Source organism: Cupriavidus sp. CPT47-8839-RL05A, from assembly GCF_058792255.1.
On the sequence record NZ_JBYTEG010000001.1, the window covers coordinates 98,864 to 116,379 of the forward strand.

At 70.3% G+C, this 17,516-nt stretch carries 8 protein-coding genes; 2 read left to right on the plus strand and 6 right to left on the minus strand.

Going from position 1 to position 17,516, the window contains the following annotated elements:
* Positions 1-99: 99 nt before the first annotated feature.
* The 6 genes from AC3WVS_RS00455 to AC3WVS_RS00480 all read right to left on the minus strand — a co-directional run bounded on the left by AC3WVS_RS00455 (position 100) and on the right by AC3WVS_RS00480 (position 16,286).
* Positions 100-2,634 carry a glycogen/starch/alpha-glucan phosphorylase gene (locus AC3WVS_RS00455; RefSeq protein WP_492316889.1) on the minus strand — a complete coding sequence of 845 codons (2,535 nt, stop codon included), beginning with the start codon at positions 2,632-2,634 and terminating at the stop codon, positions 100-102.
* A gap of 110 nt (positions 2,635-2,744) precedes the next feature.
* Positions 2,745-4,994, minus strand: coding sequence for a 4-alpha-glucanotransferase (gene malQ, locus AC3WVS_RS00460; RefSeq protein WP_492316890.1), 2,250 nt, complete (start codon positions 4,992-4,994; stop codon positions 2,745-2,747).
* Entirely contained in the window at positions 4,991-7,225 is a 2,235-nt protein-coding gene (gene glgX / locus AC3WVS_RS00465) for a glycogen debranching protein GlgX (RefSeq protein ID WP_492316891.1), read from the minus strand. The genes malQ and glgX overlap by 4 nt, the downstream gene beginning before the upstream one ends.
* Positions 7,222-9,492: a 1,4-alpha-glucan branching protein GlgB gene (gene glgB / locus AC3WVS_RS00470; RefSeq protein WP_492316892.1), complete on the minus strand. Its 2,271-nt coding sequence runs from the start codon at positions 9,490-9,492 to the stop codon at positions 7,222-7,224. Before glgB ends, glgX begins: the two co-directional genes overlap by 4 nt.
* A complete protein-coding gene (gene treS, locus AC3WVS_RS00475) occupies positions 9,489-12,848 on the minus strand; it encodes a maltose alpha-D-glucosyltransferase (RefSeq protein WP_492316893.1) in 3,360 nt (1,119 codons plus the stop codon). Before treS ends, glgB begins: the two co-directional genes overlap by 4 nt.
* 21 nt (positions 12,849-12,869) lie before the next feature.
* Entirely contained in the window at positions 12,870-16,286 is a 3,417-nt protein-coding gene (locus AC3WVS_RS00480; protein ID WP_492316894.1) for a maltotransferase domain-containing protein, read from the minus strand.
* A 341-nt stretch (positions 16,287-16,627) separates the two neighbouring features.
* Here AC3WVS_RS00480 and AC3WVS_RS00485 point away from each other — a divergent pair, with 341 nt between their 5' ends.
* Entirely contained in the window at positions 16,628-16,999 is a 372-nt protein-coding gene (locus tag AC3WVS_RS00485) for a hypothetical protein (RefSeq protein WP_492316895.1), read from the plus strand.
* Between the two features lie 37 nt (positions 17,000-17,036).
* The gene (locus AC3WVS_RS00490) at positions 17,037-17,480 is read left to right on the plus strand and encodes a PA2169 family four-helix-bundle protein (protein ID WP_492316896.1); all 444 of its coding nucleotides are present in this window, start codon (positions 17,037-17,039) and stop codon (positions 17,478-17,480) included.
* Positions 17,481-17,516 lie beyond the last annotated feature (36 nt).

Here is a 17,516-nt window from a genome sequence, read left to right on the forward strand (position 1 = left end):
GTAGCCGCCAGCCCGGGCTTGGTTACATGGGCCATTGTAGAAACTTCCCGCGCAGTGCGGACGTGCGCTAGCCCACGCCCGCAGTGCCCGTCACGCCGCTTACGCGGCGCGCACCGGAGATTCAGCCTGCCAGGGCGCACCGCTGGCGCGGTGCAGCAGCCGCACCGGCACCGGCTCGATGTGCCAGATGCGCTCGCAATACTCGCGGATCGCCCGGTCCGATGAAAAGCGCCCGGAGCGCGCGCACGACAGCACCGACATGCGTTGCCAGCGCGCCGGTTCGGCAAAGGCCTGGGAGACTTTCTCCTGGCACTCGATGTAGGAGGCGAAGTCGGCCATCAGCAGGTAGGGGTCGTGCCTCTGCTGCGGGTCAAACAGCGGACGGAACAGCCCCGGGTCCCCGCGCGAGAAGAAGCCCTGCTGGACCAGGTCGATCACTGCGCGCAGCTGCGGGTTGCTGTGGTAGTAGGCGGCAGGGTCGTAGCCGCTGGCACGCAGCGCATAGACCTCCGGCGCGGTCAGTCCGAACGGGAAGAAGTTGTCGTTGCCCACGGCTTCGCGCAGCTCGATATTGGCGCCGTCCATGGTGCCGATATTGAGCGCGCCATTCATCGCGAACTTCATGTTGCCGGTGCCGGACGCTTCCTTGCCCGCCAGCGAGATCTGCTCGGCCAGGTCGGCCGCCGGGTAGATGCGCTGCCCGTAGGTGACATTGAAGTTGGGCAGGAACACCACCTTGAGCCGGTCGCGCACCTGCGGGTCGCGGTTGACCACGTCGGCCACCGAGGTGATGAAGCGGATCATCAGCTTGGCATAGGCGTAGCCCGGCGCCGCCTTGCCGCCGAACAGGAAGGTGCGTGGCTGGATCTCGGTGCCGGGGTCGGACTTGATGCGGTGGTACAGCGCGATCACATGCTGCACCGCCAGGTGCTGGCGCTTGTATTCGTGGATGCGCTTGACCATCACATCGAACATGGAGGACGGGTCCACCACCACGCCGGTGGTGTCGCGGACCAGCTCGGCCAGCGCTACCTTGTTCTGGTGCCGCGCGGCCTGCCATTGTTCGCGAAAGCCCGCGTCCTCGGCATACGGCTCGAGCGCGCGGAGCTGCGCCAGGTCGGAGATCCAGCCGTCGCCGATCGCCTCCGACACCAGCCGCGTCAGACGCGGGTTGGACAGCGCCAGCCAGCGCCGCGGCGTCACGCCATTGGTGATGCTGGTGAACTTCTCCGGCCACATCTCGTAGAAATCCTTGAGCACGTCCTCGCGCATCAGCCTTGAGTGCAGCTCGGCCACACCGTTGATGGCGTGGCTGCCCACGCACGCCAGGTTGGCCATGCGCACATGCCGTTCGCCGTGCTCATTGATCAGCGACAGCCGCGCCAGGCGCGATTCGTCGCCGTAGAAGCGGATCCGCACCTCGTCCAGCAAGCGCGCGTTGATCTCCAGGATGATCTCGAGATGGCGCGGCAGCACACGGGCAAACAGCGGCAGCGGCCACTGCTCCAGCGCCTCGGGCAGCAGCGTGTGGTTGGTGTAGGCAAAGGCATTCTGCGTGATGTGCCAGGCCTCGTTCCAGGCCAGGTCATGGTCGTCGACAAGCAGCCGCATCAGCTCGGCAATGCCCACGGCCGGGTGGGTGTCGTTCAGTTGCACCGCGAACTTCTCGTGGAAGCGCGTCACCGGGATGCCGTCGACGGCGAGCAGCCGCAGCATGTCTTGCAGCGAACAGGCGACGAAGAAGTATTGCTGCTCCAGCCGCAGCTCCTTGCCCTGGCTGGTCTCGTCGTTGGGGTAGAGTACCTTGGTCAGGTTCTCGGAAGTGACCTTCTTGCTGACCGCGCCCAGGTAGTCGCCGCGGTTGAAGGTATGGAAGTCGAAGGCCTCGGTGGCGTCCGCGCGCCACAGCCGCAGGGTGTTCACGGTATTGACGCGGTAGCCCAGGATCGGCGAGTCGAACGGCACGCCCACCACGGTCTTGGCCGGCACCCAGCGCACGCGGTAGTGGCCGCGGTCGTCGGTGTAGTGCTCGGTGTGGCCGCCCAGGCGCACCTGCACGGCCCACTCTGAGCGCTGGATCTCCCACGGGTTGCCGTTGCGCAGCCAGGTGTCGGTGGATTCCACCTGCATGCCGTCGATGATGGTCTGCTGGAAGATGCCGTACTCGTAGCGGATGCCATAGCCGAGCGCGGGGATTTCCAGCGTCGCCAGCGAATCCATGAAGCAGGCCGCCAGCCGGCCCAGGCCGCCATTTCCCAGCCCCGGCTCGACCTCTTGCTCCAGGATGCGGTCGAGATCCAGCCCGGCAGCGGCCATGGCCTCGCGCACCTCGTCGAAGATGCCCAGGTTGATCAGGTTGTTGCCCAGGTGCGGGCCCATCAGGAATTCCGCCGACAGGTAGGCGACGGTGCGCGAGGGCTGTCCCAGGTAGGCCTCGGCGGTGCTGATCCAGCGCTGCACCAGGCGGTCGCGCACGGTATGCGCCGCTGCCTGGTAGAGGTCGTTCTGGCTGGCGTGGCCGGGCAGCTTGCCCTGGGTATGGAAGACGTGGTCGAGGAAGGCCCGGCGCAGGCTGGCGCCGGACAGGGCGGTACGGGTGTCATCGGCATGCTCGGGCCGGACAGATTCCTTCATGGCGAGGCTCCTGCGCATGTGCGTGGGTCAAGCTTAGTGGATGGAGCAATCCCTGCACCGAGATCGCGGCTCTGGTCGTGCAAGCGGCACATATTGCGGGCGACCCGTGGCTACGCGCGTGGCGGCGGATGGCGTGCGCCGCGGCGGCCGCCGCGCAAGGCGTCGGCTCGCGCCTGCACCGCCGGGGTATCGAACAGCGCACGTACATCGGCATCGAGCCGGCGCTGCCAGTTGGGATGGACGCTGGTGGTGCCGGGCAGGTTGGGCTGCTCGGCCTCGCCCAGCAGGTCTTCCAGCGGCACCAGGCGCAGGGCGGTACGCGCGGTGCCGAGCCACGCCAGCACGGCATCGAGCGGGGCATCGGCGGGGTCCGGCACGGCGCCGCTGCACAGCCCCGCTGCGCACAGCGCCTGCCAGAGCGCGCCGCGCTCGCGCGCACGGCCGGCCTGCATCGCCGCGAGGGTTTCGCCGGGCGCCAGCAGGTGCAGCCGGTCGCGCCACGCAAGGTCGCGGCCGGCCCACCAGCCGGTGACTGTGGGGAGGTCGTGGGTCGAGGTGGTGGCGATGGCATCGGGCGGCCAGGCTGCGGGAGGCAGGAAGGCGGGCACGGTGTCGGGCGCCGGGGCGGGCACCCGCTGAGCTGCCTCGGCCGCATCCACTGGCGCGCTCTCCTCGCGCTGGAACCACAGCACATCGATGCCCAGCACGCCACGGGCCGACAGCGCCGCATTCAGCTCCGGCGGCACCGTGCCCAGGTTTTCGCCGATGATGATGGCGCGGTGCCGCCATGATTCCAGCGCCACCAGCCGCAACATGTCCTGCAGCGGATAGCGCAGGTAGGCGCCTTCACTGGCCGGGGCACCGGCAGGCATCAGCCACATGCGTGCCAGGCCCAGCACATGGTCGATGCGCAGCCCGCCGGCATGGGCCAGGTTGGCGCGCAGCATCTCCAGGAAGGCCGCGTAGCCGCGGCGGCGCAGCCCGCCCGGCGAGAACACCGCCACGCCCCAGTCCTGCCCGAGCGGGTTGTACAGGTCCGGCGGTGCGCCGGCATGGAAGCCCGCCAGGATTTCCTGTTGCCGCGTCCAGGCCTGGCTGCCGCCAGGGTCGGCCCCCACCGCCAGGTCGGAGACGATGCCGACCGCCATGCCAGCGCCGCGCGCCGCACGCTGCGCGCGTGCCATGCCGTCGGCCGCAATCCATTGCAGGAAAGCGTGGTAGGCGACCTCATCGGCATGGGCCTGTGCAAAGGCCGCCACGGCGGCATCGCCGGGCGCGCGCAGCGTCACCGGCCAGCAGCGCCAGTCAGGCGCGGGGTTGTGGTTCATGCCGTTGGCGCTGTCGGCCAGGCGCTGGGCCTGGATGGCCTCGTAGCAGGCGTGCGCGTGCAAGGCGGTGCCGCCGCGCGCGCGAAAGGCGGCGCAGTCATCGAGCGCCGCGCGCGGCAGCAGCGCATCGCTGCGCTCCCATAGCCACCGCAGGATGGCGTAGCGCAGCGGCGTCAGCTTGACCCAGTCGATCTCGCTGCGGGCTTCCAGCGCTTGCAGCGACGCGCCCGCGCCGAGCGCGGCGACGGCCCAGTCTACCGCGGCCTGCCCGAATTGCACGGCGGGGTCGGCATAGAGCGGATTCAGGAACAGGCGGCTGGACGGCGCATACGGGCTATAGCGCCCGGGCAGCGCGGCAAAGCCGGCGTGCAGCGGGTTGATGGCGACGGCGTCGGCGCTGGCGCCGGCCGCGCTGATGCAGCACTGGGTCAGCGCGCTCAGGTCGCCCAGGCCGCAGGGCGCGCCGCGGCGCAGGCCGTAGAGCTGCACTGCCAGGCCCCAGGGCCGGGTCAGTTCGCCCGCGCGGCCGGCGTGCCGCAGCGCATCGGCAACGCCGTAGCAGCGCGGCGGCGCGATCGCCAGCACGGTGTGCGCATCGCCGAGTTCCAGGCGGTGGTAGCCGCATACGTCGATGGCGGGCAGCAGCATGGTGCCGTCGCTGTCGCGCGCGCTGCCGTCGTTGCCACGCACCGCGGTGCCGGTGACGATGGCGCCGTCTTCCAGCGTCAGCCGGTAGGACCGCTGAGGCAGGGTATGTGGCCACGGCACCGCCACCGGCTTGCCGCGCTCGGCGGTGACCAGCGGCGGCAGTGCATGCGCGGCGTCATCGGAGGCAAGCCATGCGCGCGACGCTTCGCACTGGCCAGTGGTGGCGCAAGGCAGGCCCAGGCCGTCCAGCACGCGCCGCAGTGCGGCGTCGGACACAGTCTGGGGCTGGTTCCAGGCATCCGTCCACCGGGGCAGCAGGCCCGCGCGCAGTGCCAGCGCATGCAGCGGCGTGGGCGTGTCGTGGCGGGTGGCGCGCCGGCTCATGCCTGTGCCTCCTGCGGCGCGCCCAGCGGCGGGCTTTCCTGGGGCGCGCTCTGGCGGCTGCGGGCCTGGGCCGCCAGCAGCACCAGCGAGTGGCCCGCCACCGCCTGGCTGTCGGCGACCGCCTCGCCCGCGAGTTCGGCCTCGGTGGCGTCGGGCCGGCTGCTGTCGAACAGCAGTGTCCAGGCCAGCGTGGGCCCGGGCAGCAGGAAGGAGGCCTCGGCATCGCCGGCGTTGAGCAGCAGCAAGGTTACCTGCACGGCGCCGGCATCGCTCTCTTCGTCCTGCGCCAGCGAGCCCAGCTGCGCGCGCTCCGGTTGGGGCGGCGCGGCCGCGCGGCGCAGCGCGAGCGTGCGGATCTCCGGGTCGGCCCATTCCTCGGGGGTGGGCGGCTTGCCGTCGGTATCGAACCAGGCAATATCGGCAATGCCCTGCGCCGGTTCCTCGCGCCCGTGCGCGAAGCGGTCGCCGGCCAGGGAGTGCAGCCGCCGGCGCAGGGCCAGCAGGCGGCGCACCATGTGCTGCAGCGGCTGCGCGCCGGGCGTCTGGGCCTGCTTCCAGTCCAGCCACGAGATCTCGTCGTCCTGGCAGTAGGCGTTGTTGTTGCCTTGCTGGCTGCGGCCCCATTCATCGCCGGCGGTCAGCATCGGCGTGCCCTGCGACAGCAGCAGCGTGGCCATCAGTGCCTGCGCCACGCGCGCGCGGCAGGCCAGGATGGCGGGGTCGTCGGTGGGGCCTTCGATGCTGCCGTCGGGGCTCCAGTTGGCGCTGGCGTTGTCGTCGGTGCCGTCGCGGTTGTCTTCGCCGTTGGCCTCGTTGTGCTTGCTGCTGTAGCTGACCAGGTCGGCCAGCGTGAAGCCGTCGTGCGCGGTGATGAAGTTGATGCTGGCCCAGGGGCGCCGGTGGCGGCGGTCGAAGAGGTCGGCCGAGGCCGCCAGCCGCGCCGCCAGCTCGCCGCGGTGGCCGGCGTCGCCGCGCCAGAAGCGGCGCGCCACGTCGCGGAACTTGTCGTTCCACTCGGCAAAGCCGGGCGGGTGGTTGCCAAGCTGGTAGCCGCCCGGGCCCAGGTCCCACGGCTCGGAGATCAGCTTGACGCGGCTCAGCACCGGATCCTGCATCAGTGCATCGAAAAAGCCCGAGCCCGCATCGAAACCGTTGCCCTCGCGCCCCAGGGTGGTGCCCAGGTCGAAGCGGAAGCCATCGACGTGGTAGCAGTGGACCCAGTAGCGCAACGAGTCCATCACCATCTGCAGCACGCGCGGATGCGACAGGTTGAGCGTATTGCCGCAGCCGGTGTCGTTGATGTAGTGGCGCTCGTCGCCCGGCACCAGCCGGTAGTAGCTGGCGTTGTCCAGCCCGCGCCACGACACCGTCGGTCCCAGCTCGTTGCCCTCGCAGGTATGGTTGTAGACCACGTCCAGGATCACTTCGATGCCGGCCGCGTGCAGGCGCCGCATCGCCACCTTGAACTCCTGCAGTTGCCCGGTGCCCAGGTAGGCGGGCTCCGGCGCGAAGTACGCCATGGTGTTGTAGCCCCAGTAGTTGCGCAGTCCGCGCTCCAGCAGGAAGCGGTCCTGCAGGATGGCGTGGACCGGCAGCAGCTCGACGGTGGTGATGCCGAGCTGCACCAGGTGGTCGATAAAGCGCGGGTCGCACAGCGCGGCGAAGGAACCGCGCAGGTTGGGCAGCAGGTCACCGCGCAGCATCGACAGGCCCCGCAGGTGGGCTTCATAGATGACGGTGGACGGCCACGGCACCGCGGGCGGGCGGTCGTCGCCCCAGTGGAAGCTCTCGTCGACCACCACCGCCTTGGGCATGGTGGGGGCGCTGTCGCGGCGGTCCGGAGTCAGGTCGCCGCGCGCGCTTTGCAGGCGGTAGCCGAACAGCGCATCGGACCAGCGCACCGGGCCGCTCAACTGGCGCGCATACGGGTCGAGCAGCAGCTTGTGCGGGTTGAAGCGGTGGCCGTGCGGGGGATCGTAGGGGCCGTGCGCGCGGTAGCCGTACAGGGTGCCGAGCGCGGCATCGGGCAGGTAGCCGTGCCAGATCTCGTCGGTGCATTCCGGCAGCCGCAGGCGCGCCAGCTCCTTGCGCCCGTTGTCGGAGAACAGGCACAGGTCGATGCGCGAGGCATGGGCCGAGAACACCGCGAAATTGACACCCAGGCCGTCCCAGTGGGCCCCGAGGGGATACGGCTTGCCCGGCAGCAGCCGGTCCGCGAACTGTCGGCTCATGTCGATGCGCCCTGGATGCCGCCACCCGGATCGAAGCGCAGCACCAGCGTGGCCAGCGGCGGCAGCGTCAGCGCGAGCGAAGCCGGCTGCCCGTGCGAAGGCACGTCCACTGCCGCTACCGCGCCGCTGTTGCCGACATTGCTGCCGCCATACACGGCGGCATCGGTATTCAGGCATTCCTGCCAGGCGCCGGCATACGGCACCCCGAGCCGGTAACCATAGCGCGGCACCGGGGTCATGTTGACCACCACCAGCACCACTTCGCGGCTGTATGGGCCCGCGCGGCGCAGCCACGCAAACACGCTGTTATGGTTGTCGTCGCCCACCACCCACTGGAAGCCTTCGGGGCGGTGGTCCAGCGCATGCAGCGCGGGCAGCTCCCGGTAGAGGCGGTTCAGGTCCCGCACCAGCGTGTGCATGCCGCGGTGCATGGGGTGGTCCAGCAAGGCCCAGTCAAGCTCGGCATCGTGGTTCCATTCCTGCCACTGCGCCAGTTCGCCGCCCATGAACAGCAGCTTCTTGCCCGGGTGCGCCCACATGAAGCCGTAGTAGGCGCGCAGGCCGGCAAATCGCTGCCACTCGTCGCCGGGCACCTTGCCGATCATCGAGGCCTTGCCGTGCACCACCTCGTCATGCGACAGCGGCAGCACGAAGGCCTCGGACCACGCATAGACCAGCCCGAAGGTCATGTCCTGGTGGTGCCAGGCGCGATGGACGGGCTCGTGCCCGAGATAATGCAGCGTGTCGTGCATCCAGCCCATGTTCCACTTGAAGTCGAAGCCAAGCCCGCCGCTGGCGACGCTGGCGGTCACGCCGGGCCAGGCGGTGGATTCTTCGGCGATGGTCAGCGCACCGGGGCAGCGTTCGTGGACCACGGCGTTCAGTTCGCGCAGGAAGTCGACGGCTTCCAGGTTTTCCCGGCCGCCGAAGCGGTTCGGCACCCACTGGCCGGGCTCGCGGCTGTAGTCGCGGTAGAGCATGGATGCCACCGCGTCCACGCGCAGGCCGTCGGCGTGGAAGTGCTCCAGCCAGTGCAGCGCGCCGGCCAGCAGGAAGCCGCGCACCTCGTTGCGGCCGAGGTTGTAGATCAGGGTGTTCCAGTCCTGGTGGAAGCCCTCGCGCGGGTCCTCGTGCTCGTACAGCGCGGTGCCGTCGAAGCGCGCCAGCCCGTGCGGATCGGTCGGGAAATGCGCGGGCACCCAGTCCAGGATCACGCCGATGCCGGCCTGGTGGCAGCGGTCGATAAACGCGGCGAAGGCCTGCGGCGGCCCCAGCCGCGCGGTGGGAGCATACAGCGACAGCGGCTGGTAGCCCCACGAGCCGCCAAACGGGTGCTCGGTGATGGGCAGCAGCTCGATATGGGTAAAGCCCAGTTCCTGCACGTACGGCACCAGCCTCTCGGCCAGGATTTCCCAGCCGCGTTGCGGGTCGTTGGCCGCCCGCAGCCACGACAGGGCATGGATTTCATAGACGGACATCGGCGCGGCATAGGCATCGGTGCCGCCGCGGCGCGCCATCCAGTCGGCGTCATGCCAGGCGAAGGGGGGCGCGCCCTGGTCCGGTCCGGCCACCACCGAGGCGGTGGCGGGGGGCGCCTCGGTGGCCAGCGCGAGCGGGTCGGCCTTGTCCGGCAGCTCGGTGCCGTGCGGGTCGAGCAGGTCGTACTTGTAGCGGCTGCCGGGCTGCGCGCCCAGCGCGGCGGGGATGAACAGCTCCCAGATGCCGCTGGGGTGGCGCAGCCGCATCGGGTGCCGCGCCGGGTGCCAGCCGTTGAAGTCAGCGATCACCGAGACCCGCTGCGCGTTCGGCGCCCACACGGCAAAGCGCACGCCGTCGATGCCGTCCACGCGCTGGCACTGCGCGCCCAGGCAGGCGCCCAGCTCGAAGTGGCGGCCCTCGGCGATCAGGTGCAGGTCCAGTTCGCCCAGCAGCAGGCCAAAGGCATAAGGGTCGGCGCTGCACTGCGCGGTGCCGTCGGACCATTGCACGCGCAGCCGGTAATCGGGCGCACTGCCCTTGTATTCGCGCGGCAGCCGCGCGGCGAAGACGCCGCCGCCATGGAGCCGCGCCATCTCCGCCAGTGGCGTGCCGCCGGCATCGGTCAGCTGCACCGACGCCGCCCCTGGCAGGCAGGCGCGCACCAGCGTGCCGTTGCCGTCAGGGTGCGGACCCAGCACCGCAAACGGGTCATGGTGGCGCGCACCAAGCAGGGCCTCGAGCTCGTGGCCCGGCAGCATGCCGGGTTGGGTGCCATGGGCGGGGCTCATGGCTGGTCTCCCGGCGCCAGCACTTTGCGCAGCAGGCGCGCCAGGCCGCTGACCGGCAGGTCGATCCACGCCACGCGGTTGGCGGCTTCGTAGTCGACCTCATAGGCTGCCCGTTCCAGCAGGAACAGGTCCAGCAATGGCTGCAGCTGGCCGGGCGCGACCCAGGGTGTGCCCGAGTCCTGCATGTGCAGGTGGTAGGAGTTCAGGAAGGCTTCGCTGGCGGTGCTGCGGAAGCGCTCCAGCAGCACCGCGCGGCGTTCGGCCAGCTGCGGCGGCAGTTCGCTGTGGGTGCGCTCCTGGCGGTCGGTGCCGACCGTGGCCGCGGCGTAGTCCAGCGAGCGCAGCAGCCCGGCCACATCGCGCAGCGGCGAGGTCTTGCGCCGGCGCCAGTCCAGCGGCAGGCCGGGCTCGCCTTCGAAGTCGACCAGGTAGGTGTCGTTCTGCGCAATCAGCACCTGGCCCAGATGGAAGTCGCCATGGATGCGCGTCTGCAGGCTGCCCGGCGCGGCAGCGGCGAGCTGTTCGACCAGCGCGGGCAGCGCGTCGCGCGCGGCCAGCAGGGTCTGCACGTCGGCCTCGAAGCCCTGGCGCACCGGTCCCGGCACGGTGGCGGGCGCGGACTCCAGCCGCGTCAGCGCGCGCTGCAGCGCACGCAGGGCTTGCTCGGCCCACGCGCGCGCATCGCCTGCGGTGGCCGGCAGCGGCGCGAAGGCGTCGTCGCCGCTGGGCCGTGCCAGCACCGCATGGAGCTCGGCCAGCCGGCGGCCGAGCGTGCCAGCCAGCGCGGCGTAGCCGTTCATGGCCTCGGCAAACTCGTCCTCGCTCTCCTGCGAGGGCAGCGCGTCATCGATGGCGCGGCCCAGGTAGTCCAGGGTCCAGTCCCAGCCATTGCCCTGGTTCAGGACATAGCCCTGCAGCAGCATCAGCGTATGCGGCACGCCATCCGGTCCGGTGCGCACCACCTCGCCCAGCAGCGGCGCCGCGTGCGCATAGCCCTGCGCGGTCAGGTAGCGCGTCATCTCGGCCTCGGGGTGGATGCCGCCAGAGACCCGGCGCACCATCTTGAGCACGGCGGTGTTGTTGTAGGACAGCGAGCTGTTGGACTGCTCGGCCGACATGTATTCGATCGGGTCGCGCTCCAGTTCCAGCGCGGCCAGGCCGGCTTCGGCGCGGAAGTGGATGATGTCGTTGCCGGCGTGCATCTGCACGTCATTGCGCAGCGCGCGCACCACCTCGCGCGCAAAGGGCTCGACCACGAAACCGTCGGTGGCCAGCCCCACGCGGCTGCCCTGGCGCACGCGCGCCATCGACAGTCCATGTGCCAGCTGCGACACGCTGTCGGCGCTCTCGCGGTCCCACAGGATGCCCAGCGGCAGCTGGTAGCGTTCGGTGCGGCCAGGCAGGGTCACCTCGACCTCGCCCAGGTAGACATCTTCGCCGCTGCTGCCGCGCGCGAATGGCAGCAGGTACGCCGGTTCGATGCGCTCGATGCGCTCGTGCTTGGCGCCGAACCAGCGGCGCCGGCTGATGTAGTGCGGCAGCACGTCGCTGGCCATGATGCGGCGCGAGGCGTCGGTCAGCTCCGGCCGGCTCGTGTTCTGCATCACCAGGGTGATCTGGTCCGGCATCTGCTCGGGTGCTTCCACGTGCCATGACGGGGGCTGCGCCTCGTCACTGAGTACGAACCAGTAGAAGCCATAAGGCGGCAGCGTCAGCAGGTAGGTCAGCGTGCCGATGGCCGGGAACGGCGTGGCGCCCATCATCTCCACCGGCACGCGGCCGTTGAAGGCGGACAGGTCCAGTTCGACGGCCTGCGGCGCGCGCGACAGGTTGGCCACGCACATGATGTGCTCGTCCTCGTATTCGCGCAGGTAGGCCAGGATTTTGCGGTTGCCCGGAAACAGGAAGCGCAGCGTGCCGCGGCCGAAGGCGCGGTGCTTGCGCCGCAGCGCCAGCATGCGCCGCATCCAGTTCAGCAGCGAATGCGGGTCGCGCGCCTGCGCCTCGACGTTGACGGCTTCGTAGCCATACAGCGGGCCCTGCAGCGGCGGCAGCACCAGGCGCTCGGGGTCGGCGTGCGAGAAGCCGCCGTTGCGGTCGGGCGACCACTGCATCGGCGTGCGCACGCCGTCGCGGTCGCCCAGGTGGATGTTGTCGCCCATGCCGATCTCGTCGCCGTAGTAGATCACCGGCGTGCCCGGCATCGAGAACAGCAGGCTGTTCATCAGCTCGATGCGGCGGCGGTCGCGCTCCATCAGCGGCGCCAGCCGGCGGCGGATGCCCAGGTTGATGCGCGCGCGCCGGTCCGTGGCGTAGACCTCCCACAGGTAGTCGCGCTCGCTGCTGGTCACCATCTCCAGCGTCAGTTCGTCATGGTTGCGCAGGAAGATGGCCCACTGGCAGTTGGGCGGCACCTCCGGCGTCTGGCGCATGATGTCGGTGATCGGGAAGCGGTCTTCGCGCGCGATCGCCATGTACATGCGCGGCATCAGCGGGAAGTGGAAGGCCATGTGGCATTCGTCGCCTTCCGGCTCCGGGCCGGTCAGGCCGAAGTACTGCTGCGCGTCCTCGGGCCACATATTGGCTTCTGCCAGCAGCATGCGGCCGGGGAAGCGCGCGTCCAGGTGGGCGCGGATATGGCGGATGACGGCATGGGTCTCGGGCAGGTTCTCGTTGCTGGTGCCTTCGCGCTCGACCAGGTAGGGCACCGCGTCCAGGCGCAGCCCGTCGACGCCCATGTCGAGCCAGTAGCGCATCACCGACAGCACCTCGTTGAGCACCTGCGGGTTGTCGAAGTTCAGGTCCGGCTGGTGCGAGTAGAAGCGGTGCCAGAAGTAGGCGCCGGCCACCGGGTCCCAGCTCCAGTTGGACTTCTCGGTGTCACAGAAGATGATGCGGGTGCCGGCGTAGGCCTGGTCATGGTCCGACCACACGTAGTAGCGCCGCGCCGCCGAGCCGGGTTTGGCGGCGCGCGCGCGCTGGAACCACGGATGCTGGTCGGAGGTGTGATTGATCACCAGCTCGGTGATCACGCGCAGCCCGCGCGCGTGCGCCGCGGCGATAAAGCGGCGCGCCTCGGCCAGCGTGCCGTAGTCGGGGTGGACGTTGCGGTAGTCGGCGATGTCGTAGCCGTCGTCGCGCCGCGGCGACGGATAGAACGGCAGCAGCCAGACCGTGTCCACGCCCAGGTTGACCAGGTAGTCGAGCTTGGCCAGCAACCCGGCAAAATCGCCCACGCCGTCGCCGTTGGCGTCGTAGAAGGACTTGATGTGGAGCTGGTAGATGATCGCGTCCTTGTACCAGAGCGGATCGGCGTTGAGCAGGGCGGCACTGCCGGTTTCGGTAAGGCGTTTCATCCGTGTCTCCACGTATGCCTGTCAGGCGCCGTGCGGGTCGGTCGAGGCCGGCGCCGCGGGTGGGCGGGGGGCGGGACGCTCAAGCGGGCGCACATGCCAGACCGTGAAGGGCAGTTGCGCCGGATCGAGCCGGATGCGCTGGTGCTTGCCGCGCAGCTCGAAGCGCCGGCCGTGCATCAGGTCGTGCACCGCCAGGCCGGCCTGGTCGGGCAGCCCCCATTCCCACAACGGGATTTCGATATCGGTCTCGTGCGCCGTGCGCGGGTCCAGGTTGATCGCGGCCAGCAGCACGTCGTCGCCGAACAGGTAGTCGGTGCCCGGCATGAAGCGCGCGAACCACAGCACGGCGTCGCTGCCGGCATGGTAGAAGCGCAGCCCCAGGTGGTTCTGCAGCGCCGGGTGCCCGGCGCGGATCTCGTTGAGCCGTGAGATCTCCGCAACGATATTGCCGGGCTGCTGCCAGTCGCGCACGCGCAGCTGGTATTTCTCGGAATCGAGGTATTCCTCGCGCACCTTGCCGTTCAGCACAAAGGGCGCGCTCTCGCACAGCTCGAAGCCGCTGTACATGCCCCACAGCCCCGACAGCAGCGTGGCCAGCGCCGCGCGGATCAGGAACGCGGGGCGCCCGCCCTGGTGCAGGAAGTAGGGGTTGATGTCAGGGGTGTTGACGAAGAAGTGCGGCCGGAAGAAGTCGCGCAGCGGGCTTTGCGTCAGCTCGGTCAGGTATTCGGTCAGCTCCCACTTGGCATTGCGCCAGGTGAAGTACGTGTACGACTGGCTGAAGCCCAGCTTGGCCAGCCGCGCCATCATCTTGGGCCGGGTGAAGGCCTCGGCCAGGAAGATGGTGTCGGGGTGGCGCGCGCGCACGTCGGCGATCATCCACTCCCAGAACGGCAGCGGCTTGGTGTGCGGGTTGTCGACGCGGAAGATGCGCACGCCCTGGTCGGCCCAGAACATCACCACGTCGCGCAGGGCCTGCCATAGCGCGGCGCCCGCGGGCGGCGCGGCGTAGAAATCGACGTTGACGATGTCCTCGTACTTCTTGGGCGGGTTCTCGGCATAGCGCAGTGAACCGTCGGGGCGGTGCGCAAACCACTCCGGGTGGTCCCTCAGCCACGGATGGTCGGGTGAGCACTGGATGGCAAAGTCGAGCGCCAGCTCCAGGCCATGGGCAGCGGCCGCGTCGCGCAGGCGGCGGAAGTCTTCGAAGGTGCCCAGCTCGGGATGCAGCGCATCGTGGCCGCCTTCCGCGCCGCCGATGGCGTAGGGGCTGCCGTGATCGCCCGGCTCGGCACGCAGGCTGTTATTGCGGCCCTTGCGGTGGGTGCGGCCGATCGGGTGGATCGGCGTGAAGTAGAGCACGTCGAAGCCCATCGCGCGAATCGCGGGCAGCCTGGCGATGACATCGTCGAAGGTGCCGTGGCGGGTCTCGTCGTTGCTTTGCGAACGCGGGAACAGCTCGTACCAGCTGGCGTAGCGCGCGGCCAGGCGATCGGCCTCGACCGGCATGGCCACCGGATGCCGCGAGGCAAACGGGCGCCCCGCCGGGGTTGCCATCACCGCCTGCATCGCGGCCGCGGTGCGTGGCGACAGCAGGATCTCCTGCCGGCGAGCGTCATCGCCGGCAGCGGTGATCAGTTCGTCGACGATGGATGAGAGCTCGGTGTCCGCGGTTGCCGTCCGGCTGTTCTTCCCGCCATTGCCCAGCTTCCCGTTCCTGGCAGGCTGCAGCAGCGCATCGGCCACCAGCCGCGCGCCTTCCTCGATCTCCAGCGCCACGTTGAGGCCGGCCGCGCGCTTCTTGCCGATCTCGTCGAGCCAGCTGGCGAAGGTGTCGCGCCAGGCCTCGACCGTGAATTCATGCCGGCCCAGCGCCACCAGCGGGAAACTGCCTTCCCAGCGGTCGTTGATCACGGGCTGCATCGGCGCCTGGTGCCAGTCAGTCTCGCCCGGCGCACGCCACAACACCGTGGCGGCAAGCTTGTCGTGGCCATCCATCCAGATATCGGCACTGACGGTCACGCGCTCGCCCACCACGCGCCGCACCGCGAAGCGGCCTTCGTTGCAGGCGGGTTCGACGTGCTCGATGGCGATCCGCGGGGCCTCCATCGCCGCCACCACGCTGCCCAGGCCGGTGGCGGCCAGCGTTTCATGGCCGTGCGGCGCGCGCGCGTCGGCTGCCGGCATGCCGGGCCGCGTCAGGGGCACCGGTGGCACTTCATAGAGGCGGATGTCGGCCGGCGCCAGCGTGATGCTGGCCAGCGCATCGAGCCGATAGTTGGCATCGACCGTCCCGCCCGGACCGCCCAGTGACGATTCCAGGTGCGCGCTGGCGTGCGGCAGCGCGCTCAGCACGCGGTCGGCGCCCAGCGTGCCGGGCGCCGCGGGGTCCGGATTGAGCACCACTGCCAGGGCGGGGGCACCGTCCGGTACCTCTGGGTCGCTACGGGTGCCGGCCGCGTCGGGAGCGGGGCAGGCGCCGTCCGGCACCGGCAGCCGTGCCAGCACCGTCAGCGGCGCGTCGGGTCCGCTCAGCAGGCGCACGGCCAGTGCCGGCGCCGGATCGCGCGCAGCCAGCCAGGTATTGGTTTCCAGCAGCTCGTGGGTGATGTCGTACGGCACGCCCTGATGCGGGGCGCCATCCGCGGCCAGCGGGTCGCGTGCCAGCGCGCCGCCGGTCTCGAAGCCGGCCGGCACCAGGATGCCGTCGCCGATCGCCGCGGCGGTCCACAGCGCACGCCGCGCGCTGAGCGCGTCATGGCTTGCCGGCGTCAGCGCGGGGGCGGCCAGCACCCGGCCGAAGGGGCGCAGGCGCGCGATTTCCTCGGTCAGCCAGGGGCTGCGAAAATCCCACCACGGCAGCGAACAGAACGCGCCGTCGAAGCCGGCGGGCGCCAGCTCATCCAGTTGCGCCGGCGTCAGCCCCGGCGTCCATGCCAGGAAGCATGGCGCACCGCGCGCCTGTGCCGGCACGGCATCGCTGCGCAGCGTAACGGTCAGCGCGGCCCAATGCCTGCCGGGCACGCGTGCCGGCGCACGGCAGCAGAAGCCCGCCGCGCCTGCCGCCCAGGCCTGGCGTAGCCGGGCCGCCCACCACAGCACCAGCGCGTCGGCCGCGGGCTGGTCATGCCAGCGCAGGCGCGCGCCGGGGATGTGGCTGTCGGTCTCGTGTGGGGCGAAGGCTGGAACCGCACTGTCGATCCAGCCAGGGTCGGGAGCTGGCCCGGCGCCGTCGGCGGGGTCGACCGCATAGCGGTCCAGTGAGATGTCGAGCAGCGGGGCCAGCCCGTGCCGGGCGCAAGCCGCGAAAGCGTCTTCGCCGGGCAGGTGCGGCCAGCCGCCGATCAGTACGTGGTCGAAGCCCAGTGCCGCCACGCGCTGGAGCGCGTGTTCATCGGCATCGGGCGTTCCGGTCAGGTCGATCTGGCAGATCCGCACAAAATCCTCCCGGTGTTTCGCTCCGACGGAGCAACAAAATCCCGGTCCGGCGCCTTGCGGCCGGCCGGCGGGATGGCACAGCCATGCGAAGTGCGTGCCAGCGCGCCCGGCCAGTCTCCAATTGCGCGCCCAGCCAAGGCACCTCAAGGGCAAGCGCCGCGGCATCTCATGTGCGCGATGCCTTACTGCTTGTAAAAACTACCGGCGCGCCCCGTGCCGATGGAAAGAACGCGCAGGGCAATGGGCCGATGCGAGCGCGGTGTCCAGCCGGTACGCTTCTTGCCGCTCTCTGGCAGCGCGTGTTGTTCCCGGCACGGTGGGAAGGCCGCGGAAGGAGGCGCATGGACTGGTGGCTGGAGGCAGCGCAATGGCCTGCGATGGTGGTGACGGTGGTGGCCACCTGGCTGGTCGGCTCACGCCGGAGCGCGCGCCGGCGCGCCGGCTTCTGGGTCTTCCTTGCCAGCAACGTGCTGTGGATTGCCTGGGGCTGGCACGGCGGCGCCAAGGCGCTGGTGGTCCTGCAGCTGGCGCTGATCGCGATGAACCTGCGCGGCATGCGCGAGGCCCGCAAGGCGTGGCCGCCCGCCTCGCAGCGCGCGCTTGCGGCCACTGGCGGCGCGCGGAACGAGCCGCTATCCTTGCACGAGCCCGGTGTGCGGCGCACGTCCGGCGCGAGCGAGCAACCGCCGGCGGCAGCCGGCCCCGATCGGTGACTTCACGGGTCCGCGCGCGGACCAGGGCAGGTGTGTCATGGCGAAGAAGAAGATCCTGTTGCTCAATGCGCTGATCGCGGCATCGCGCGAAGGCGAGCTTGGCTGCCGCGGCGCAGCGCTGGCCGCGGCCAATCCCCACCTGAAATCGCTGCTCACCAGCCGCGCCAATGCGTTTGCGCAAGCGGCGCGGGAGCTGCAGGCGTGCCTGCTTGACCTGGGGCAGCTGCCCGACATGACGGCAGCCCCGGCTGCGTCGGCCGGAAGCGCGATCGGCAAGCACGGCTCGGACCGGTCCATCCTGCTGGAGGTCAGCAAGCGCGAGCACGCCGTGCAGCGGCGCTATGCGCGGGCCCTGCGCACGCAGGTGCTGGGCTCGCGCCTGCGCGCCGTGGTGCGCCGCCAGTACCGTGGGGCGCAGGTCAGCCACGAGCTGTTTCGCGTGCTGCAGCAGCAGTACCGGACGCCGCAGGCAAGCCCGTAGCCGCCGGCCGAGACCGCATTTCTTACAAGGCAACGT